The organism is Thiothrix nivea DSM 5205 (assembly GCF_000260135.1).
Taxonomy (GTDB): domain Bacteria; phylum Pseudomonadota; class Gammaproteobacteria; order Thiotrichales; family Thiotrichaceae; genus Thiothrix; species Thiothrix nivea.
Genome location: NZ_JH651384.1, coordinates 832,356 through 852,431 on the forward strand (window position 1 = coordinate 832,356; position 20,076 = coordinate 852,431).

A 20,076-nucleotide genomic window follows, 5' to 3' on the forward strand; every position below is an offset into this window, starting at 1 on the left:
CCCACCTGCTCTGCTACCATCCCCGCATGGACGTTATTTTTCGCGAATATGGAAGCATCATCCGCCAGAAATGGGGCTGGTTCCTGGTAGTGGTACTGGGCATCAGTGGCGGCGTGGGGCTGGATGTTGCCGTACCCTTATACTACAAAGACATTGCCAACGGGCTGGCGCAAGCCTATTCCCCCGACATTGAATCCCAACTGTTATACAGCCTGGGCATGATCGCCTTGATGTACGCAGGCATCTGGCTAAGCTGGCGGGCGCTGGAACTGGGCATGATCATGTTCCAGAGCTGGGGGCTGAACCTGCTCGACAAACGCTGTTTCGAGGTGCTGGTGCGGCAGCGCTACCACTTTTTCGAGAACAATTTTGCCGGTAGCCTGGTCAAGCAGGCCAACCGCTTCATCAAGGCGTTTGAAACCGTCATTGACTGGCTGATTTTCCAGTTCTACGGCAGTTTGTTGATGATTACGCTGTCCTTCATCATCTTCTATCAACAACAACCGCGCTTTGCCCTGTATTTCCTGATCTGGGTGGTGATTTTCATCGGCTGGAGCGCTGGCTATCTGGTGTGGAAATTGAAGTTCGACACCCGTGTGGCGGAACTGGATTCCAAACTCGGCGGCGCGTATTCAGATGGCATCGCCAATATTTCCATCGTCAAAAGTTTTGCCCTGGAGCAGCAGGAACGCAGCAATATCAGCGACCTTGCCGACGAGTCCTATAAGCGGCGCAATATTGCCTGGCTGCTGATGTTCGTGTCGTTCGCCGTACAGGGCTTGCTGGTGTTCGGGATTGAACTGCTGCTGGTCTACCTGATGATCCGCAAATGGGAAACAGGTGGTTTCCAGATTGGGGAATTCGTGCTGTTCCAGAGCATCCTGCTGCTGCTGATTCGGCGGCTGTGGGATTTCGGGCGCGATTTCCGGCGCTTTTTCACCGTATTGGCGGATGCACGCGAAATGGCCGATGTGTTCCGGCAGGCGGATGTGGAGCAGGATAAGCCAGGGACACAGGCACATACGATCAGTCAAGGCGACATCCGCTTCGAGAATATCGGTTTTGCCTATGGCGGGGCTGGGTTGTTCAACGGTTTTGACCTGCATATCAAACCGGGCGAAAAAGTGGCGTTGGTGGGCCATTCCGGCTCCGGCAAGACTTCCCTGACCAAATTGCTGTTCCGCTTTGTCGAGCCGCAACAGGGCAGCATCCTGTTCGACGGGGTGGATGCGCAGGGTTTCACGCTGGAATCGCTGCGTTCACAAATTTCGCTGGTGCCACAGCAACCGGAACTGTTTCACCGTAGCATCCGCGACAATATCGTCTTGGGCAAATCCATCAGCGAAGAGCAGCTACGCGAGGTTGCCCGCAAGGCACAGGCACTGGAGTTCATCGACAAATTACCGCTGGGTTTTGCCACCATGGTCGGGGAACGTGGGGTTAAACTGTCAGGTGGCGAAAAGCAGCGGGTAGCGATTGCACGGGCCTTCCTCGACGATGCACCAATCGTGGTACTGGACGAAGCCACCAGCGCGCTGGATTCCCTCACCGAGCAACAAATTCAGGTCGCCATTTTCGAGCTGATCGAAAACAAGACGGCGATAGTTATCGCCCACCGGCTGGCTACCATCCTGCGCATGGACAGGATAGTGGTGCTGGAAAATGGGCTCATTATCGAACAAGGTACGCACGCCGAACTGCTGGCGCTACACGGCAAATACTTTGAGATGTGGCAGCACCAGAGTGGTGAGTTCTTACGGACAGATTAAACGTCGGCCCATCCGTGGCTACAATTCGGTGTATTTTTTTGCAGATCCTTTGGAGAGTTCCACAGGGTATTTGCGGCGGTTTTGCAGCATTTTTTCGCGGACTGCGGCTTCCAGGTCTATGCCCAAATCGTGGCACAGGTAGGTCAGGTAAACCGCCACATCCGCCAACTCTTCTCGCAGGCGCGGCAGCAATGCCTGCACCGCTTCGCCGCGCGGGTCTTGCCACTGGAACAGTTCCAGCACTTCGCTGGCCTCCAGTGACAGGGATATGGCAAGGTTGCGCGGGGCGTGGAACTGTTCCCAGTCACGTTCGGTGCGGAAACCCAGTAATTCTTCTATCAAATCGGCAGGCAGCATGGCATTGTCCCGTTGAAATGCAGAAACCATTATAATGCCAGTAACCCGACCTGACAGAATAAAAGGACACGCATCGTGTTGAAATTTCTTCCCGGCATTTTGCTGCTGCAAGCCCTTACGGCGGCGCTGGTGCTGTTGACCCCCTCAGAGCTGGAAAGTTGGGGGTGGCTGCGTTTGGCTACGCCAATCGTGATTATTGGGTTGGTGACAGCGGCTTGGTTTGGCAGCATTGCTTCCCACCAGCACAAGGATACCATCAGCCGTTTGCAGGAAAATCATGCGCGCGAGCGTGAAAACCTGCGCGTCAATGCTGAACGCGCCAAAACCCGGCTAGTCAAACAGGCGCAAAAGGAAACCATCCAGGAAGTGCGCCGTACTTCCACCCAGGCCAATATCAAGGTAGGGATGGCGTTTGCGGGCGCGGCGGGATTGGGCGGGTTGCTGCTGCTGACGCAGTTCATGACGCTGGGGTTATTGACGCTGACAACAGCAGGCGGAGCACTCGGCGGTTACATCTTACGCATCCGGCAGGAGCGAAGAAACGCTTCCCAGCCCCCGTTGATCAGGGGAGGGAGCAAAACCAGCCTGCCACCCAATAACCGTGGCACTACCCAGCTTCCAGCTTCTTTGCAAAAGGGGGAGTGAGGGGAAGTTATCTTCCGCTGAACAGGATAACGCCCCACTGGCTGGGGTCATTGAGGGCGTTTTTATCCTGTGCCATCCACGTAACCCTGCCATCGCGGCTTCCGCCATCATCGTCATCATTGATGGCAACATTGGCACTCACCCGGTCACCGATTTTCGGCTTCATGCCCAACGCTTTCCACGGAATCCAGGCTTCCAGCCAGTAGCCGTCATACACGGCACGCATGTCAAAACGGATGCTGTGCAAGGCTTCCGCCGATAATGGGGCAGAATTTTCCCCCAGCGTGGCCTGATCCTGGCCACAGGTGAACACCAGCTGGTAGTCGTGTTTCCCGTCCAGATGCCCATCCCGGCTGTTATCCGTATCAAGCATGAACATAATGGAATCATCATCCTGGGGATTATCCGAATCCCACACCCGCTTGCTGTCGTAGGCGCGCACGGTCAGGAACAGGAAATCATCATCCCATTTACCCTGCCACTTGCCGAACAGGTTGCGCTTGTCCCAGACGCTGCCTTCCAGCAGCAAATCCAGCGTGCGCGGGTTTTCCAGGAAAAACACCCGATCCGGCTCGCGGGCTGGCCGCCAGACGATGACAGGCTCATTCGGGTCACGCGGCTGGGTGGCCAGTGGATTATGGGCTGGTTTGGGCAAGGTTTGATCCACCCACCATTGCTTGTGCTGAGCGATGAAATCCAGCACTGCATTGTATTTGGGGGCTTGCGTGCGCGGCTGGGTAATGTACTCCTTCAAACCCCAGCAACCAAACCATTGACAGGTACGCGGGGCGGAAAACAGCATCAGCAACTTACCGCCCTCCTGCCCCCAGCCGTCGAGGAATTGCGTGTAAAGCTCCCCCATACGCGGGTCACGGTTGGCGGCAAACAGTAGCGGGTTGGGGTGCTGGTCGGGTTTGCGGGTTGCCCAGTCCACCAGCCCCTGCCCGCCTTCGTAGCCCAGCAGGTCGACCCCGAACTGTTGCGCCAGTTTGGCGTGTTTGCGTACCCCTTCCAGCACTTCGGGCAGGGAACGGTAGGAATTCTTGTCAGTCGTCAGGCGGAAAATGTCATCCACCGTACTGGATTCGCGGAAACCCTTGATATTACCACCGAAATACGGCGCAATCGCCAGCGCATCCACGTTTTGGTAAGTATCGTCGTAACTCAGCACCTTCTCGGCGAAATCCGGGCGTGTATCCCAACCCCCCAATACCCGCACGAAACGGTCACGCCCACCGAACACCTGTTCCCACTCAGCAAAAATCTGCCGGGCGCGGATGGTGTAATATTCGTAACCCACTTCCGCCGCATTCAGCCCCAGCCCCAGTTCGATGCCCTTTTTCTGCGTGTATTCGTCGTGGCTGAAGGTAGCGTTCCAGATTTCGTTGGAATATTCCAGGTAGATTTTCAGTTCAGGGTTGAGGTGGTCGCGCACGTAGGCGGCATATTCACGCACATATTCGTCATCGGCGGCGTGGGGGATGTTGAACCAAGCATCCTTGTGCAGGCGATTGGCCAGTTCCACCATGATTTCCAGCGGTGCACCGCGTGCGCCGTAGGTTCCACCCCAGGTAGCCTCTTCCATGCGCGGGCGGTCGGCCCAATGCTCCACCGGGTTGCGGGTGATACCGGACATAGGCATGAAACGGATGGCCTGGAAATCCTTCATGAAATCCAGATAATCGGGGTTGAACACAATCTGGTCGTAGTAATCCACGAATGGCAGGAACATGCCATCCGTCGCTGTACAAGCACTGGCATCTTCCGCCCGCTTGAGCGGATTGTTCTGGCAGATGCCGCCCGGTGGCAGAATGCGGATATTGCGCAGGTAATCGTCCGGATTGGTGTAGGCAATCACCAGACTGGCATCCAGACGGCCATTGGTTCCGGGGTTGAGCTTGATGATGTCACGCCCCGGCGAGTGGCTGACCAACACCGCATCATTACCATAGCGCAGTTCGCCATCACCGTCATACAACACCGTGTATTCACTTGCCGGGATCGTGTCAGGCGGCAATTCGCCAAGAAAACGGGTTCCTGCCTCGCCGCCATTCAGGTTACTTGGCCAGCCGTTGGCGTCATAGGTAACATTTTCCGCCTTTAAATGCAGGATGTTTTCCTGGAAGGGATTGGCAGAACGGAACAGGTCAACGAATGGAATGCTGGCATCGCTGTAGCCGATTTCATTCGTGTTGATGCCGAGGGAGGATTCCTGCTGGATGGCGGGTAACTCTACCTGCCCGACAGGCGGCGTTGGCTGTGTTTGCGGGGGCTGCGTCACCGGTTGTGGTTTGCGCCATTCCCGGTAAAGATAAAGCCCGGCTTGCAGGAGAACCAGCAACAGGGCAAGGGCTAATAGAATTGTGATGATTTTACGTAGCATCCGCCAAGTTTAGGCGATGAATGCCACAAATTCACCTCTGTTAATTTTCTTTCCATATGTCCGTATCTCCACATTATCAAGTTGAGATACGGACAATAGTACAGCCTTTGGCGTGGGCTTGGGTGATACCGCATGGTACAGCCTGATACAACAAAAGCCCTTACAGATTACGGCCTGTAAGGGCTTTTGGTACGGCATGACACCGCATGAATCAAGTAATTGGTCGGGACGAGAGGATTCGAACCTCCGACCCCCACACCCCCAGTGTGGTGCGCTACCAGGCTGCGCTACGCCCCGACCGAAGGGATGCAAGCTTACCCTAACGGGCTGGCAAGCTCAAGTTGAAATCAACCACGCAGGAGGTACAGGATACGCTCCAGTTCCTGCACCACCGGCGTAAAATCTTGCCCGTCGAGCACGATGGGTTCGGGCGGAAGTTGGGCGGGTGGAGGGTTATGGGCATCTTCCAGCAATTTCTGCCGCGCGCCACTGATGGTGTAGCCCTGCTCGTACAACAAGGCTCGGATCTGGCGGATCAGCAGGACATCTTCCCGCTGGTAATAACGCCGGTTGCCACGCCGTTTCATCGGCTTGAGGGATGGGAATTCCTGTTCCCAATAACGCAACACGTGCGTTTTTACGCCGCACAAGTCACTCACCTCACCGATGGTAAAATAGCGTTTGCCTGGAATGGGCGGTAACTGGCTATTCGGCGTCGCCGCTTCCTGCATATTCCTCTACCCGCTGCTTGAGCTTCTGGCCGGGGCGGAACGTGACTACGCGCCGCGCCGTCACAGGAATTTCTTCCCCTGTTTTCGGGTTACGCCCCGGGCGCTGCGTCTTGTCACGCAGCATGAAATTGCCAAAACCGGACAATTTCACGTTCTTGCCGGTTATCAGGGCGTCACTGATTTCCTCGAAGAACATTTCGACCAAATCCTTGGCCTCGCGCTTGTTCAAACCCAGTTCTTCAAACAGATGTTCAACCATGTCTGCCTTGGTTAATGTTATTGTCATGCACGTTTTTCCTGTTTTTAACGCAATACTGCGCCGACTTCATCCTGAAGCGAAGCCACGACGCCATCGACTATCCTGTTTATTTCCGCATCTTCTAGAGTGCGCGAAAAATCCTGTAAAATCAAGCTTAAAGCGACACTTTTCTGGCCATCGGGTATGCCTTTACCCGCATAGACATCAAATAAATAATAGGACACCAATTGGGGAACAGCCGCTTTTTTAACGGCATTTTCCAATGCTACCGCCAAAACATCCTGCCTGACCAGTAACGCGAGGTCGCGGCGGATGGCCGGGAAGCGGGAAATGGCCTGGTATTTCGGCAAAATACGCTGCATCAACTGTTCCATATCCAGTTCAAACAGGTATACCGGCTGCTCCAAACCCAGTTTTTCCTCAATGCGGGGGTGCACCATACCCATCCAGCCGACAACTTCCGTATCTGTCATAATTTCGGCCGACTGGCCAGGATGCAAAGCTGAATGTGCCACCGGTGCAAAATGGAAGTTCGTTCCGACAACCTGTTCCAGCAGGGTTTCCACATCACCTTTCAGGTCGTAGAAATCAACCGGGCGGTTTGTCTGTGCCCACTGTTCCGGGTACAGATTGCCGGTTATCACGCCAGCCAGACGGGTTTGCTGCTGTAGCTTGCCAGCTTCATCCTGAGAAAAAGCCGGGCCAAGCTCAAACAGGCGCACCCGGCTCTGCTGCCGGTTCAGATTATAGGCTACAGAACGCAACAAGCCAGACCAAAGTGTGCTGCGCATGACGCCCAAATCAGCAGAAATCGGGTTGGCCAGCGCGATACTGCCAACGGCTGGCGCAAGCGTCTGTTCCATTTTGGGGTCAACGAAACTGAACGTAACAGCCTCCTGATAGCCACGCGCCACCAGCAGGTTGCGCAACCTGCCCTGCCCTACGGACTTTTCGCTCGGCTGGGTAATGCGTGGTGCACGCGGGCGCAGTTCCGCCGGAATCGAGTCGTAGCCACGCACGCGCGCCAATTCCTCGATCAAATCTTCCTCAATGGCGAGGTCAAAACGCGCCAGTGGGGCTTTCACCTGCCACCCTGCATCGGTGCTGGTAAATGCGCAATTGAGGCGCGCCAATACGCCTTCCACAGTAGCATCGTCCATGGTCACGCCCAGCACGCGACGGATACGTTCAGGGCGCAGCAGGATGGATTTGCGTTCCAGCACGCTGGCATCCGCGCAGGTATCAACCACCGGCCCGACTTCACCGCCACAAATGTCCACGATCAGTTGCGTGGCACGTTCCATCGCCGTGAGCGGCATATCCGGATCTACGCCGCGCTCGAAACGGGCAGAAGAGTCGGTTTGCAAACCGTAGCTGCGCGCCTTGCCCATGATTTTGTCGGGGCGAAAATGGGCGCTTTCCAGGAATACATTACGGGTGGCATCAGTAACCGACGTGGGTTCACCACCCATGATGCCCGCCATAGCCACCGGATTGGCGGTATCAGCAATCACCAGCGTATCGGCGCGCAGGGTGGCGGTTTGCCCATCGAGCATTACCAGCGTTTCACCCTCATTGGCGTAACGCACCATAATGCCGCCTTGCAATTTGTCGAGATCGAAAGCGTGCATCGGCTGGCCAAGCTCCAGCAACACGTAGTTGGTCACGTCCACGGTGGCAGAGATGCTGCGGATACCAGCGCGGCGCAACTTTTCCTGCATCCACACCGGGGTCGGCGCTTGCGGGTTGATGTTGCGGATGATGCGGCCTGCATAACGCGGGCAGGCATCCGCCGCCTGAATGTCGATAGGGAAAGTGTCGGTATGCTGGGTAGTACAGGATGGGATTTCCGGCACATGCAGCGGCACATCCATTACCAGGGCAGTTTCGCGCGCCACCCCGATCATGCTCATACAGTCGCCACGGTTAGCGGTAATCGCCAGCTCAATAACTTCATCGTCCAGTTGCAGGTATTTGCGGATGTCCATCCCGACCGGCGCATCGTCTGGCAGCTCCAGTAAGCCGTCGGACTTTTCCGACATGCCCAGTTCGGTGGAGGAACACAACATACCAAAGGATTCAACGCCACGCAGCTTGCCTTTCTTGATCTTCAGATCCTTGCCATCCGGCAGCGGCAGTACTGCGCCAATCAGCGCCAACGGCACCTTGATACCAGCACGCACATTGCTTGCGCCACAAACGATTTGCAGGGTTTCGCCCCGGCCATTGTCTACCTTGCACAGGCTCAATTTGTCGGCATCAGGGTGTTTTTCACGCTCCAACACATGACCAACCACAATGCCGGTAAAAGCGGTCGCCACCGGGTCACGCGCTTCTACTTCACAGCCAGACATGGTGAGCTTGTCGGCGATTGCATCCAGCGTTTGCGGCGTATCAATCCACTCACGCAGCCATTTTTCACTGACTTTCATAAGGTTACCCCGCTTAGTTGAACTGTTTCAGGAAACGCACGTCGTTATCAAACATTACGCGCAAGTCATTGATCTGGTAGCGCAACATTGCCAGCCGCTCGACACCGAAACCAAAGGCGAAACCGGTGTATTTCTCGCTGTCGATCCCGACATTTTTCAGCACATTCGGATGCACCATGCCACAGCCCATGACCTCCAGCCAGCCAGTACCCTTACACACGCGGCAACCATCGCCGCCACAATGTACGCACTGGATATCGGTTTCCGCTGATGGTTCGGTGAACGGGAAGAAAGTGGCGCGGAACCGGGTCGGCAGCTCATCCACTTCAAAGAATGCTTTAAAGAAAGCTTCCAGAATGCCTTTCAGGTCAGCGAAGGTAACATCTTCATCTACCATCAGCCCTTCCACCTGATGGAACATCGGGCTATGGGTCATGTCGGAATCGCAACGGTATACACGCCCCGGCGCAATAATGCGCAACGGTGGGGGGTTGTGTTCCATGTGACGGATTTGCACAGAAGACGTGTGGGTACGCAGCAGCAACCCGCTTTCCATGTAGAACGTGTCGTGCATAGCGCGTGCCGGGTGCGACTCCGGAATATTCAGCGCCGTAAAGTTATGGAAATCGTCTTCGATTTCAGGGCCTTCTGCCAGACTGAAACCCAGCTGTGCAAAGATCCCGCTAATGCGTTGAATGGTCAAAGTTACCGGATGCAGGCTGCCGGTATCCATACGGCGGCCTGGCAGGGTTACGTCGACCTTTTCCGCTTGCAGACGGGCATTCAGCGCCTCGGCTTGCAGACTTTGCTTGCGGTCTTCAATCGCTACAGTCAACACCTGCTTGGCATTGTTGATTTCCGCGCCAGCAGCTTTACGCTCTTCATGCGGCAACTTGCCCAGTTGCTTGAGCTGCTCGGTCAGCAGGCCACTCTTACCCAGATATTGCACCCGCACCTGATCCAGCGCAGCAAGGCTGGCGGCTTGCGAAATCTGCTCGTGGGCGTGGCCCATCAGTTCCAGCAAACTTTGCACGACGATTTCCTTTTTTGGGGTTGTGATGAAAAAGCAAAAGGCGGGGAGAGGCATAAACCTTCCCCCCGCCTTTGCTCACCCGGTTAAGGGTACTTTTTAGTGCACTTTAATGCAGCTTAGGCAGCCAGGGCAGTTTTTGCCTTTTCTGCTACTGCACCAAACGCCGCGATGTCATGCACAGCCAAATCAGCCAGTACTTTGCGGTCAAGCGCAATACCCGCTTTCTTCAGGCCATTCATCATGCGGCTGTAAGACAGGCCAAACTGACGTGCACCAGCGTTGATACGCACGATCCACAGGGCGCGGAACTGGCGTTTTTTCTGACGGCGGTCACGGAATGCATACTGGCCTGCCTTGATAACTGCCTGGTGTGCAACACGGTAAACACGGCTACGGGCACCGTAGTAACCTTTAGCCAACTTCAGAATTTTCTTGTGACGGGCGTGTGCCGTTACACCACGTTTTACTCTTGCCATTTGTCAGTTCCTCCTTAGGCGTAAGGCAACATTTTTTGAATGCTAGCGTGATCCGCAGCAACAACGTAGTTGTCGCCGGAACGCAACTGACGCTTACGCTTGGTGGACTTCTTGGTCAGAATGTGACGCAGGTGCGATTGCTTGCGCTTGAACAGGCCGCTACCGGACTTCTTGAAGCGTTTGGCCGCAGCGCGGCTCGATTTCATCTTAGGCATCTTTGTCTCCTTCAACTAGAGGTAGATAAAACATCCTGCAAGAGTGCCTTACCTTAACAGGATGATGTTTGAAGAAAATCCCCCCCGATCCCCCTTCTTCAAAGGGGGGAGGCAAGAACTCCTGCCTTAGTTAGCCCCCTTGAAAAAAGGGGGGGGTGGGGCGATTTTCTTATACTTTCTTTTTCGGTGCCAGCATCATGACCATCTGGCGACCTTCGAGCCTTGGAAACTGTTCGACAACCGCCAGCTCTTCCAGCTCTTTTTCAACCCGCTTGAGGACATCCATCCCCAGTTCCTTGTGCGCCATTTCGCGCCCCTTGAAACGCAGGGTAACCTTGACCTTATCGCCTTCGTCCAGAAACTCTTTCAGCTTGCGCATTTTGATCTGGTAATCGCCTTCATCCGTCGCCGGACGCATCTTGATTTCCTTGACCTGCACCTGCTTCTGGTTTTTACGGGCCATGGCGGCTTTCTTGCTTTCGTCGAAGCGGAATTTGCCGTAATCCATAATGCGGCAAACCGGTGGTTTCGCATTGGGCACGATTTCCACCAGATCGAGTTCAGCGTCGTAAGCCATTTCCAGCGCGTCCCGCAGGGAGACTACGCCTTTATTCTCACCTTCGGCATCAATCAGACGAATCTTCGGAACATTGATGTCGTCATTGATGCGGTGTTCTTTTTCGAGAGCGATAAGTTGAGTCCTCGTTTTACAGCCTTATAAAAGCATTGAACCGCGCGCAGCAATCTCCTCGCCCAGACATTGCTGTATATCAGCCAGGGTGAAATTCCCCAAGTCTTTGCCGGAGCGCGTGCGCACGGTGACAGATTGTGTTTCCACTTCGCGGTCACCGACTACCAACAAGTAGGGCACACGCTGCATGGTATGTTCGCGGATTTTAAAACCAATTTTTTCATTTCTCAAGTCTGCGACCGCACGGATGCCTGCATGTAGCAATTGCTTGACTGCATCTTGCACGAAATCGGCCTGCTTGTCAGTGATATTCATTACGACGGCCTGGGTTGGTGCCAACCACAACGGGAACTTGCCCTCGTAATGCTCGATCAAGATGCCGGTGAACCGTTCCAGTGAACCAAACAGGGCGCGGTGCAACATAACCGGGCGCTTGCGGCTATTGTCCTCTGCCACGTAAGTCAGGTCGAAACGTTCCGGCAGGCTCATGTCCACCTGCAAAGTACCGCACTGCCAGTCACGTCCTATGGCATCGCGCAGTACAAATTCCAGTTTCGGGCCATAGAATGCGCCTTCACCGGGGAACAGGGTGTAGGGCAGCCCCATGCTCTCCAGGGAATCCGCCAGTGCGTGTTCGAGTTTGTCCCAGATTTCGTCGCTGCCTATACGGTTTTCCGGGCGGGTGGAAAGTTTAATGTGGACATTTTCAAACCCGAAGTCTTTATAAATGTCCAGTACCAGTGCCGCCACATCTTTACATTCCTGCGCCATCTGTTCTTCGGTGCAGAAAATGTGGGCATCATCCTGGGTAAAGTGCCGTACCCGCATCAAGCCGTGCAAAGCACCGGATGGCTCATAGCGGTGCACCTTGCCGAATTCGGCCATCCGTAACGGCAGGTCACGGTAACTTTTCAGCCCCTGCGCAAACATCAACATGCCACCGGGGCAGTTCATTGGCTTGAGGGCAAATACACGTTCGTCTTCCGTGGTGGTGGTGAACATGTTTTCACGATAGTTGAACCAGTGGCCGGAGGTTTCCCACAGGCTACGATCCATGACATCAGGCGTATTGACCTCGACATAACCAGCCTGCTGCTGGCGCTTGCGCATATAGCCAATCAGTTCCTGGAAAACTGTCCAGCCCTTGGGATGCCAGAACACCGACCCAGGTGCCTGCTCCTCAAAATGGAACAAATCCAGCTGACGGCCCAGCTTGCGGTGATCGCGCTTTTCGGCCTCTTCCAGCATGGTCAGATAGGCTTGCAAGTCCTTCTTGTTAGTCCACGCCGTGCCGTAAATGCGCTGCAACATCTCGTTGTTGGAATTGCCACGCCAATACGCGCCCGCAACCTTCATCACCTTGACGGCAGGAATCTTGCCGGTACTCGGCACATGCGGCCCACGGCACAGGTCAATGAAATCACCCTGGCGATAGAGGGAAAGCACCTGCCCTTCCGGGATGCCTTCGATAATCTCGGCCTTGTAGGCTTCACCCATGCCTTTGAAGAAACTGATTGCTTCGTCACGCGGCAAGGTACTGCGCTCGACCGGAATATCCTGCTTGATCAGTTCCTGCATCTTCGCATCAATCGCCTGCAAGTCTTCCGGCGTGAACGGGCGTGGGGTGGAAAAATCGTAGTAGAAGCCATTCTCAATAGTCGGCCCGATGGTAACCTGCACATCCGGGAACAATTGTTTGACTGCCTGCGCCATCAGGTGGGCAGAGGAATGGCGGATAATGTCCAGCCCTTCTGCGTCTTTGGCCGTGACAATGCTCAAGGCTGCGTCATGGTCAATCACATAGCTGGCATCGACCAAATCCCCATCGACCTTGCCTGCAAGCGTCGCTTTGGCAAGACCTGCGCCGATGTCGGCTGCAACTGCGAGAACAGAAAGGGGAGTTTCGTAAGAACGTTGACTTCCGTCAGGGAGGGTAATAACTGGCATATTATGCTCCAGTGGTGGCCTATACGAGGGGTCACATGGTTATTAATAAGGAATGGTAGGCGTAATTGGACTCGAACCAACGACCCCCACCATGTCAAGGTGGTGCTCTAACCAACTGAGCTATACGCCTGTCGTCGAAGGAGGCAGATTATAGCGGGATTGGTTAGGAGTGCAAGATTTTTTTGTCATGGCAGGGCTGTTACACTGCGCCAAACCGCCAAGGAACCCATACCGATGTTCATCGCCCCTAACTTGCCAGATTTCAAACGCCGTTTCGCTGCTGGCCTGCAACAAATGCTCTCGCCGGATGGATTGGGAGCATTTATCCTGGTGCTGGCCAACAGTATGCAGGATAAGGCATTGTTCACCTTGCTACGGAATCCATTGGGTGAAACCTTCAAACACTTGCAAGCACTTGCCCCCGCTGGCCCGGAAGATGACAAGGCAGTCTTTGCGGCGCTATCCGCCAACGGTATAGACGAGCTATCTTCCTGGCAGCTCCACACCCTCGATGGTTGGGAGCTGGTAACCAACCCACTGCGTTCCCTGCGCCCTGCGCGTGTTTCCAGCGACGTTTTCCGGGAAATCCGCCTGCCATTCGCCCCCGGCAAATTCCATTTCAACAAGCCATTTTTGCGCCCTGAAATCTTGTGGGAAGGCGTTACGGCAGGCATGAACCTGCGGGTGATGTACAACAAATTTCCGTTTGCGCCCTGGCATTTGCTAGTAGTGCCGGAAGCGGAACAGACCCTGCCGCAATTCCTGACCCAAACGCACCATACCCGTATGATGGAATTGGTTGCCAACACAGCGGAAAGCCTGCCGGGTTTGGGCATGGCCTTTAACAGCCTGGGGGCTTATGCCTCTATCAACCAGTTACATTTTCAGGGGTTTGTGCGGGCAACACCGTTCCCGGTAGAACTGCCCCGCTGGCGGCATAATGGCGGGGCGGAAGCTTATCCACTGGAATGTCTGCGTACCAACTCCGTGGAAGCGTCCTGGCAAACCATCGCGTCGCTGCATCAGGCCAACCAGCCCTACAACTTGCTGTACCGGGCGGATGCCTGTTACATCCTGCCACGCAAAGGGCAAGGTACGGTGGAATTGCCTGCCTGGGCGCAAGGCATCGCTTGGCACGAAGCCTGCGGCGTGTTCACCCTGCCGGATATGCAAACCGCTACGGCACTGGACGCCAACACCATTTTCCGCCAACTGGCGCAACTGCACGCCAGCCTCCCTACCCAATTGGCATCATGATTATTTGATTTTTATCAATTATGCTCCTATAAACTTCCTAAAGGGGGAAACCACTAAAATACTCCATAATTTCAAAACACAACGGAGTTTCGCCAGAGGAGGATAAGTTCATGACATCTATTGCAAGCGGCCAGCAGGCTGCCAGTGAGCCTGATCCAGGCATCCGTAAACTCGACACAGGCGCCCCAATGCGCTGGTTGGGAAAAGGCTGGGATGATATGCGGGCCAGACCCGTCGCCAGCCTGGCTTACGGGCTGGTGTTTACCATCGCCGGTATCCTGATGATATGGCTAGGCCCGGCCAACCCCATCTTTACCTTGTTCCTGCTGTCGAGCTTCATGTTGATTGGTCCGTTGGCGGCGGTGGGGTTGTATGACATGAGCCACAGGATCGAAGACGGTGAAACCCCTTCCCTGCTGCACGCGCTTTCCAACGCGCGTTTCAGTACTTTCAAGCTGATCATGTTCGGCCTGATCTTGGGGATGGTCATCCTGCTATGGACTGTCATCACCACAGCGGTCGTCAATCTGTTTTTCGGGAATAGCCCGCTGGTGATGGATAGCCTGGGCGCGCTCATGAACGGGCAAAATTCCTTGCCGTTTTTCGCCATTTTCATCCTCAGCGGTTTGGTACTGGCCTTGCTGGCGTCGGCGGTCGCGATCATATCGGTTCCCTTGGCCAGCCATCGACGGGCGGATACCATCACTGCCGGAATCATCTTACTGGTGCTGCTGGTGGTGTGGGCACGGCTGATTGCCATGCTGTTTGGCTTGTTTTTTGGCAACACCGGGCTGATTAGCGGTGGCTGGCAAACCTTGCTGGGGGATGCCAATTTCCTGCCCTTTTTCGTAACCTTTGTCTCCTGCGGCTTTGCACTGGCGCTGGTGGCTTTCAGCATCAGCGTTGTTACTGTGCAATACATCTCCCACCGGGATGTAGGCCTGATGACGGCGATTTCAACCAGCATCCGTGCTGTGGCGAAAAACCCGGTGGTGATGATGCGCTGGGCGGCAATGATTGCCATCATGATGATCTTAGGAATGGGTGCGTTTTTCATTGGTCTTGCGGTAACATTGCCAGTCATTGGCCATGCCAGTTGGCACGCTTATCGTGAGACGGTAGAAGATTGAAACAACAGACATTTGTATTGCCTGCCCCACAAGGCCACGCCCGCACGCTTGCTGCGGGCTGGTTGAAGCTGGGTGTTTTTGCATTGCTGGCGGCAGGGGTTTTCTCGTTGCTGCTGGTGTTGTCACGCACGCCGGGCGTGCAGGACGTTATTCCCTGGCTGGACTTTTTCCATACTGCGCTGGTGGTGCATGTGGTGCTGTCGGTGGTGATCTGGTTTATTGCCTTTGCTGGGGTGCTATGGACGGCCAATAGCCGCATCAACCAGCCCTTGTGGGATAAATCCATTCTGGCCGTCGCGGCTGTCGGTACGGCGCTGATTACGCTGTCGCCCTTCACCGGGGACGGCAACCCCCTGTTGAACAACTATGTACCCATATTGCAGCAACCGGTCTTTCTGTGGGGGTTGGGAATATTTGGCGTAGGGTTTACCTGGTTGATTATCCGCTCGCTGATGGTAGCGGAGTGGCGGGTTCCGGTCGAAACGGGAATTTACCTCAGCATTCTGACGGAAGCTGTTGCGCTGCTTGCCCTGCTGATGAGCGGGGTCAACATGCCTGCGGATTACAGCGGGCAGGCTTTCTATGAGTTACTGTTCTGGGGTGGCGGCCATACCCTGCAATTTGCGCATACCCTGCTGCTGATCGTGGCTTGGTTGTGGCTGGCAGAAGCGACTGGTGCGTCTGTGCAGCTTGCCCCCCTGCCCGCCAAAATTCTGTTCGGGCTGATGTTGCTGCCGGTGCTGGCCGTACCGTACATTTATATGCAACACGACCTTGCTTCAGCTGAACACCGCGCGGCTTTTACCCATTTGATGAAATACGGCGGGCTGACGTCCCTGCCACTCGGCGCAATGGCAGCTTTTTATGCCTTGACAACCACACGGGCGGGGGATGTGGGCTTGCATCCACAGCGTAATGCGCTGTATGCCTCTATCATCCTGTTCGCGGCGGGGGGCATTATCGGTTTCCTGATCCATGGGGTGAACGTGGTTATCCCAGCCCACTACCACGGCTCAATTGTTGGGGTAACGCTGGCGTTCATGGGGTTGACTTACTACCTGCTGCCGCGCCTGGGTTTCCAGCCGGTGGTGTCAAAATGGGCTGCATGGCAGCCGTATGTCTATGGCGGCGGCCAGTTGATGCATATCCTGGGTTTGGCATGGTCAGGTGGCTATGGGGTACAGCGTAAAACTGCGGGGGCAGCGCAGGGCTTGCACGACCTACCCCAAATCCTCGGCATGGGCATGATGGGGCTGGGTGGCCTGATCGCCATTATTGGCGGGGGTATTTTCGTGATCGTGGCATTGCGTGCGATGTATGCCCGGGCGCAAATTTGAAACAGGCACTTTCCCTACCCCGATATTCCGACTTGATATGGAAAAATAATGCCCATTTCTTGCCCTAAAGGGTGGTAACATTAGACAACTTAATGGGAATCAAGGGAACCCTAATCATATGGCGATAACGAATGTCTGCACTTGTTCACGTTGCTTATCAGCCGCGCGCCGTGTCCGCCCTGGCTTCTGGCGAAGCCTGTTTGCGTGGGGCAAATCGTACTATCGCTGTTATAACTGCAACCTGCGCTTTTGGACGCGGGGATAATAGCAGCAATAGATACCCAGCCTACAGCCACGCCAACAAATAGTGATCCGCCAGCAACGCAATAAACAACACGCTCAGGTAGAAAATCGAATAGCCGAATGTTTTCATCGCGTGCTGGTCGCCTTCACTGCGGTACAGCACGACCGCGTGATACAGGAAACCAGCGCCCAATGCGATAGCTGTCAGCAAATACAGTACGCCACTCATGTGGGTCAGGAACGGCATCAGCGTCACTGCAATCAGCATCAGCGTATACAGCACGATATTCAGCTTGGTGAAGGCCACGCCGTGGGTCACGGGCAACATCGGTACACCTGCCCTGCGGTAGTCTTCCCGGCGCTTGATCGCCAGCGGCCAGAAATGCGGTGGTGTCCAGATGAAAATAATCAGGAACAGCAGCAGTGCGTCGGTATGCAACTCCCCCGTTACGGCAGTCCAGCCCAACACCGGCGGCGCTGCGCCAGCCGCCCCACCCAGCACGATATTGTGCGGGGTGGAACGCTTCAGGAACATGGTGTAAATGACTGCATAGCCGACCATCGAAGCCAGCGTCAACGCTGCCGTCAACCAGTTAACCATGACGCCGAGGATAACTAAAGACAACACGCCCAGCCCCGCTGCAAACACCAGTGCCTGCGCTGTACTAAGCTGATGTTGCGGCAACGGGCGGTTTTCCGTGCGCTGCATGACAGCATCAATGTGCTGATCGACAATGTGATTGATTGCCGCCCCGCAGGAAGCGCCCAAGCCAATGCCTAACAAGCCCCAAAAAAGGGTCGTCAACGGCACGGAATCATGGGTAGCCAGCAACATCCCGACCATGGCGGTAAACACGATCAGGCTTACCACCTTCAGTTTGCACAAGCCGAGATAGGCTTTCCAGTTCACTCCTGCATCAATGGCAGCGGCATTAATCATCATTATTCTCCAGATAGTGGCTCAGCATTTACTCTTCGGCAATCAGGTCACGGTAGGCGTGCCAGCTTGCATGGCCAGCAATCGGCAAGGTAATGGCCAACCCAACGAAAAAGAAAATAAAGCCGAGGAACATCAACGTCGCCAAAATCAGCGCCCAGCTCAGCATTACGCCCGGGTTAGCCAACACTGCCTTGACGCTGGTGATCATCGCAGTTACAAAGTCCACACGTCTGTCAGTAATTAGCGGCACAGAAACAACGCTGATAGCAAAAGCAACGGCGGCAATCAGGCCACCGCCCAGCATCCAGGCAAACAGGAAAGGCACAAACTCTTCCTGGCTCAGGAGGGTATCAAGCAGGCTATTCGTGATGGTGACATTATTGAACATCAGAGCTACCGTCACGGATGACAGCAATGCCCAAATACCCATCAACACACCCAGCACCAGCGCAAAACTAACCAGACTGATGGCATTGAAGCGCAAACCATCTATCCCCTGGGTGAAATGGGGTGTACTGCCCTGCTCCAGCGTGCGGCTCATACAATAAAAACCGACTGCCACAATCGGGCCTATGATTAGAAAACCCGCTGCCATGGTGGTAATGAAGATCGGATTGCTCCAGGCCATCGCTGCCAATAACAACCCCAGCACAACATAAACCATGCCATAGGTAATACTGGCTCCCATCGACGCCTTGAAATCCTTGATGCCAGCATTGAGCCAGCGCATGGAGGCTTCAGAATCGACTTTACGCACCACCAGACGGGGTGCTTCTGCCATGTGATCCATACTACTCATTGTAGCCATAACACGTTCTCCTCTTTGCGTTGTTGAAATCAGCCTTTGCGGCTTTTTGTTTACCCCACCTGCGAAACTTTCAACAGGCGGCGCAGATCCTTGATCATCAGTTCCCCACTGAAACCAGGCGGGTAGGACATCATCACATTCCCTAATGGATCAATGATGTAGATGCCATCCTGTGCTACCGGATTGGGGGTTTGCAGCAAGCCCTGCAAGCGGGCAACGGATTCCGCCGGGCCTGTCGCCAACCTCACCCCGTCATGTACTTGCAAGTGCGGTAGCAGGGCAGCAAGCTGGCTGGTTTCAGTCAGCACCAACAAACGTTCCACCCGGCGGCGTTCGTTGCCCATGGCTTGGCGCACCTGCCGCAGGTGATACAGATTTTGCTGACAAGCCTGCTGGCAAGCGGAATCGGCGACCGTCGCCAACACCCACTTGCCGCGCAAGTCCGCTATATTGAAGGTAGTACCATCCGCCCCCAACAGGGGTAATTCACCTACTGCGCGCACGGGAGATATCAACGTGCCGTGGTTGGTAGTGACGGGGGCGGGCAAACGATCCATAAACTGGTAATACAGCCAGCCCGCCAGATACGGGAATGCGCAAACCACCACCAGAATCCAGAATGTCCGGTTGCTGCGTCTGGGTTGGGTAGCAGTGGTTGGGGCAGTCTCAACAGCGGCGCTCATGGCGTCTCCTTTTTATGGGTATTCAGGTACAGGTAGGCTGCCAGCACAATCAGGCCGAACGCAGCCCACTGGATGCTGTAGCCGATGTGCATCCCGGCCTTGTTTTCGTAAGCAGGCCAGTCGCGGCGCAGGCCATCGGCGGAATCCGTCGTTTGTAGCAGCAAGTAAGGGGCAAGCGGATACCCGAGCTTCTGCGCCAGCTTCGCCTGGTCAAGGTAGAGCCAGCGCTGGTTGCCTTCTGCATCCGCCGGGATGTCGCCGAACAAAAACACGGGTTTGGAACGTGGGGAATCCAGTGTGCCGGACAGCAGCACCTCCCCTACCGGAGTGGTGATATTGGGCAATACTTTGCGGTCAGCGCCCACCTTCACCCAACCACGGTTGACCAGGATATGTTCGCCAGTGGCGTCCAGTTTCAGTGGCGTGATGACGTGATAACCAGCCTTGCCCTGATGCACGATATTATCCAGCAGCAGAGTGCTGCCGGTTTCCCATGTACCGGAAACCTGCGCCGGGCGGTAACGCTGGGCTGGCCACTCCACCTTGTGTTGGTTCAGGTTAATGGCAGGCAGGGTTATTTGCCGGGCAATATCCTGAGCCACTTGCTGCTTGTATTGCGCCCGATGGTATTGCCAGATCGACAGGGAAGTGAAAATGCCCACCATCACCGCCGTCAGTAATGTGGCAAAAAGCGTAGGCCGGAAGCGGTAACTTGCGGTTATACTGGCATTTTCACTCAT

The 20,076-nt window shown here is 55.1% G+C and carries 19 protein-coding genes and 2 tRNA genes; 5 read left to right on the forward strand and 16 right to left on the reverse strand.

Annotation, left to right across the window (positions count from 1 at the left end; genetic code table 11):
• Window positions 1-26: 26 nt before the first annotated feature.
• Entirely contained in the window at window positions 27-1,769 is a 1,743-nt protein-coding gene (locus THINI_RS04360) for an ABC transporter ATP-binding protein (RefSeq protein WP_002707442.1), read from the forward strand.
• 18 nt (window positions 1,770-1,787) lie between these two features.
• Here the strand turns inward: THINI_RS04360 and THINI_RS04365 are convergent, their stop codons facing one another.
• The gene (locus tag THINI_RS04365; protein WP_002707443.1) at window positions 1,788-2,126 is read right to left on the reverse strand and encodes a nucleotide pyrophosphohydrolase; all 339 of its coding nucleotides are present in this window, start codon (window positions 2,124-2,126) and stop codon (window positions 1,788-1,790) included.
• A gap of 75 nt (window positions 2,127-2,201) precedes the next feature.
• Here THINI_RS04365 and THINI_RS04370 point away from each other — a divergent pair, with 75 nt between their 5' ends.
• A complete protein-coding gene (locus tag THINI_RS04370) occupies window positions 2,202-2,771 on the forward strand; it encodes a hypothetical protein (RefSeq protein ID WP_002707444.1) in 570 nt (189 codons plus the stop codon).
• Window positions 2,772-2,778: 7 nt separating this feature from the next.
• Here the strand turns inward: THINI_RS04370 and THINI_RS04375 are convergent, their stop codons facing one another.
• The 11 genes from THINI_RS04375 to THINI_RS04425 form a co-directional block, all read right to left on the reverse strand.
• Window positions 2,779-5,154 carry a sugar-binding protein gene (locus THINI_RS04375; RefSeq protein WP_002707445.1) on the reverse strand — a complete coding sequence of 792 codons (2,376 nt, stop codon included), beginning with the start codon at window positions 5,152-5,154 and terminating at the stop codon, window positions 2,779-2,781.
• 220 nt (window positions 5,155-5,374) lie between these two features.
• Window positions 5,375-5,451 (reverse strand) — tRNA-Pro (locus THINI_RS04380).
• 50 nt (window positions 5,452-5,501) lie between these two features.
• Window positions 5,502-5,885, reverse strand: coding sequence for a MerR family transcriptional regulator (locus tag THINI_RS04385; protein WP_002707446.1), 384 nt, complete (start codon window positions 5,883-5,885; stop codon window positions 5,502-5,504).
• Window positions 5,860-6,165, reverse strand: coding sequence for an integration host factor subunit alpha (gene ihfA, locus THINI_RS04390; protein ID WP_040840026.1), 306 nt, complete (start codon window positions 6,163-6,165; stop codon window positions 5,860-5,862). The genes THINI_RS04385 and ihfA overlap by 26 nt, the downstream gene beginning before the upstream one ends.
• A 23-nt stretch (window positions 6,166-6,188) precedes the next feature.
• Window positions 6,189-8,576 carry a phenylalanine--tRNA ligase subunit beta gene (gene pheT, locus THINI_RS04395; protein WP_002707448.1) on the reverse strand — a complete coding sequence of 796 codons (2,388 nt, stop codon included), beginning with the start codon at window positions 8,574-8,576 and terminating at the stop codon, window positions 6,189-6,191.
• A 13-nt stretch (window positions 8,577-8,589) separates the two neighbouring features.
• Window positions 8,590-9,609, reverse strand: coding sequence for a phenylalanine--tRNA ligase subunit alpha (gene pheS / locus THINI_RS04400; protein ID WP_040840028.1), 1,020 nt, complete (start codon window positions 9,607-9,609; stop codon window positions 8,590-8,592).
• Between the two features lie 116 nt (window positions 9,610-9,725).
• Entirely contained in the window at window positions 9,726-10,085 is a 360-nt protein-coding gene (rplT, locus tag THINI_RS04405) for a 50S ribosomal protein L20 (RefSeq protein ID WP_002707450.1), read from the reverse strand.
• A 14-nt stretch (window positions 10,086-10,099) separates the two neighbouring features.
• Window positions 10,100-10,300, reverse strand: coding sequence for a 50S ribosomal protein L35 (rpmI, locus tag THINI_RS04410; protein ID WP_002707451.1), 201 nt, complete (start codon window positions 10,298-10,300; stop codon window positions 10,100-10,102).
• A 169-nt stretch (window positions 10,301-10,469) separates the two neighbouring features.
• On the reverse strand, window positions 10,470-10,991 hold the full coding sequence (infC, locus tag THINI_RS04415; RefSeq protein WP_002707452.1) for a translation initiation factor IF-3: 522 nt from the start codon (window positions 10,989-10,991) through the stop codon (window positions 10,470-10,472).
• Window positions 10,992-11,015: 24 nt separating this feature from the next.
• Entirely contained in the window at window positions 11,016-12,938 is a 1,923-nt protein-coding gene (gene thrS, locus THINI_RS04420; RefSeq protein ID WP_002707453.1) for a threonine--tRNA ligase, read from the reverse strand.
• A gap of 53 nt (window positions 12,939-12,991) precedes the next feature.
• Window positions 12,992-13,068, reverse strand: a tRNA-Val gene (locus tag THINI_RS04425).
• Window positions 13,069-13,172: 104 nt separating this feature from the next.
• Between THINI_RS04425 and THINI_RS04430 the strand changes: the two genes are divergently transcribed.
• The 3 genes from THINI_RS04430 to THINI_RS04445 all read left to right on the forward strand — a co-directional run bounded on the left by THINI_RS04430 (window position 13,173) and on the right by THINI_RS04445 (window position 16,662).
• The gene (locus THINI_RS04430; RefSeq protein ID WP_002707454.1) at window positions 13,173-14,195 is read left to right on the forward strand and encodes a GDP-D-glucose phosphorylase 1 family protein; all 1,023 of its coding nucleotides are present in this window, start codon (window positions 13,173-13,175) and stop codon (window positions 14,193-14,195) included.
• Between the two features lie 110 nt (window positions 14,196-14,305).
• Window positions 14,306-15,325: a DUF2189 domain-containing protein gene (locus THINI_RS23170; RefSeq protein WP_002707455.1), complete on the forward strand. Its 1,020-nt coding sequence runs from the start codon at window positions 14,306-14,308 to the stop codon at window positions 15,323-15,325.
• Window positions 15,322-16,662: a cbb3-type cytochrome c oxidase subunit I gene (locus tag THINI_RS04445; protein ID WP_002707456.1), complete on the forward strand. Its 1,341-nt coding sequence runs from the start codon at window positions 15,322-15,324 to the stop codon at window positions 16,660-16,662. Before THINI_RS23170 ends, THINI_RS04445 begins: the two co-directional genes overlap by 4 nt.
• A gap of 286 nt (window positions 16,663-16,948) precedes the next feature.
• Here the strand turns inward: THINI_RS04445 and cyoE are convergent, their stop codons facing one another.
• The 4 genes from cyoE to THINI_RS04465 are packed head-to-tail and all read right to left on the reverse strand — an operon-like array spanning window position 16,949 to window position 20,076.
• On the reverse strand, window positions 16,949-17,848 hold the full coding sequence (gene cyoE / locus THINI_RS04450) for a heme o synthase (RefSeq protein WP_245536574.1): 900 nt from the start codon (window positions 17,846-17,848) through the stop codon (window positions 16,949-16,951).
• A gap of 25 nt (window positions 17,849-17,873) precedes the next feature.
• A complete protein-coding gene (locus THINI_RS04455) occupies window positions 17,874-18,653 on the reverse strand; it encodes a DUF2189 domain-containing protein (RefSeq protein WP_002707458.1) in 780 nt (259 codons plus the stop codon).
• A 50-nt stretch (window positions 18,654-18,703) separates the two neighbouring features.
• Complete coding sequence (locus THINI_RS04460; protein ID WP_002707459.1) at window positions 18,704-19,336, reverse strand: SCO family protein; 633 nt, start codon at window positions 19,334-19,336, stop codon at window positions 18,704-18,706.
• Window positions 19,333-20,076 carry an SURF1 family protein gene (locus THINI_RS04465; RefSeq protein WP_050987996.1) on the reverse strand — a complete coding sequence of 248 codons (744 nt, stop codon included), beginning with the start codon at window positions 20,074-20,076 and terminating at the stop codon, window positions 19,333-19,335. Before THINI_RS04465 ends, THINI_RS04460 begins: the two co-directional genes overlap by 4 nt.

Excerpts from the sequence above, each read along its gene's own strand:
- THINI_RS04360 (WP_002707442.1), top strand. The coding sequence starts at position 27 with ATGGACGTTATTTTTCGCGAATATGGAAGCATCATCCGCCAGAAATGG.
- THINI_RS04365 (WP_002707443.1), bottom strand. The coding sequence starts at position 2,126 with ATGCTGCCTGCCGATTTGATAGAAGAATTACTGGGTTTCCGCACCGAA.
- THINI_RS04375 (WP_002707445.1), bottom strand. The coding sequence starts at position 5,154 with ATGCTACGTAAAATCATCACAATTCTATTAGCCCTTGCCCTGTTGCTG.
- THINI_RS04385 (WP_002707446.1), bottom strand. The coding sequence starts at position 5,885 with ATGCAGGAAGCGGCGACGCCGAATAGCCAGTTACCGCCCATTCCAGGC.
- pheT (WP_002707448.1), bottom strand. The coding sequence starts at position 8,576 with ATGAAAGTCAGTGAAAAATGGCTGCGTGAGTGGATTGATACGCCGCAA.
- rplT (WP_002707450.1), bottom strand. The coding sequence starts at position 10,085 with ATGGCAAGAGTAAAACGTGGTGTAACGGCACACGCCCGTCACAAGAAA.
- rpmI (WP_002707451.1), bottom strand. The coding sequence starts at position 10,300 with ATGCCTAAGATGAAATCGAGCCGCGCTGCGGCCAAACGCTTCAAGAAG.
- thrS (WP_002707453.1), bottom strand. The coding sequence starts at position 12,938 with ATGCCAGTTATTACCCTCCCTGACGGAAGTCAACGTTCTTACGAAACT.
- THINI_RS04430 (WP_002707454.1), top strand. The coding sequence starts at position 13,173 with ATGTTCATCGCCCCTAACTTGCCAGATTTCAAACGCCGTTTCGCTGCT.
- THINI_RS23170 (WP_002707455.1), top strand. The coding sequence starts at position 14,306 with ATGACATCTATTGCAAGCGGCCAGCAGGCTGCCAGTGAGCCTGATCCA.
- cyoE (WP_245536574.1), bottom strand. The coding sequence starts at position 17,848 with ATGATGATTAATGCCGCTGCCATTGATGCAGGAGTGAACTGGAAAGCC.
- THINI_RS04455 (WP_002707458.1), bottom strand. The coding sequence starts at position 18,653 with ATGGCTACAATGAGTAGTATGGATCACATGGCAGAAGCACCCCGTCTG.
- THINI_RS04460 (WP_002707459.1), bottom strand. The coding sequence starts at position 19,336 with ATGAGCGCCGCTGTTGAGACTGCCCCAACCACTGCTACCCAACCCAGA.
- THINI_RS04465 (WP_050987996.1), bottom strand. The coding sequence starts at position 20,076 with ATGAGTGAAAATGCCAGTATAACCGCAAGTTACCGCTTCCGGCCTACG.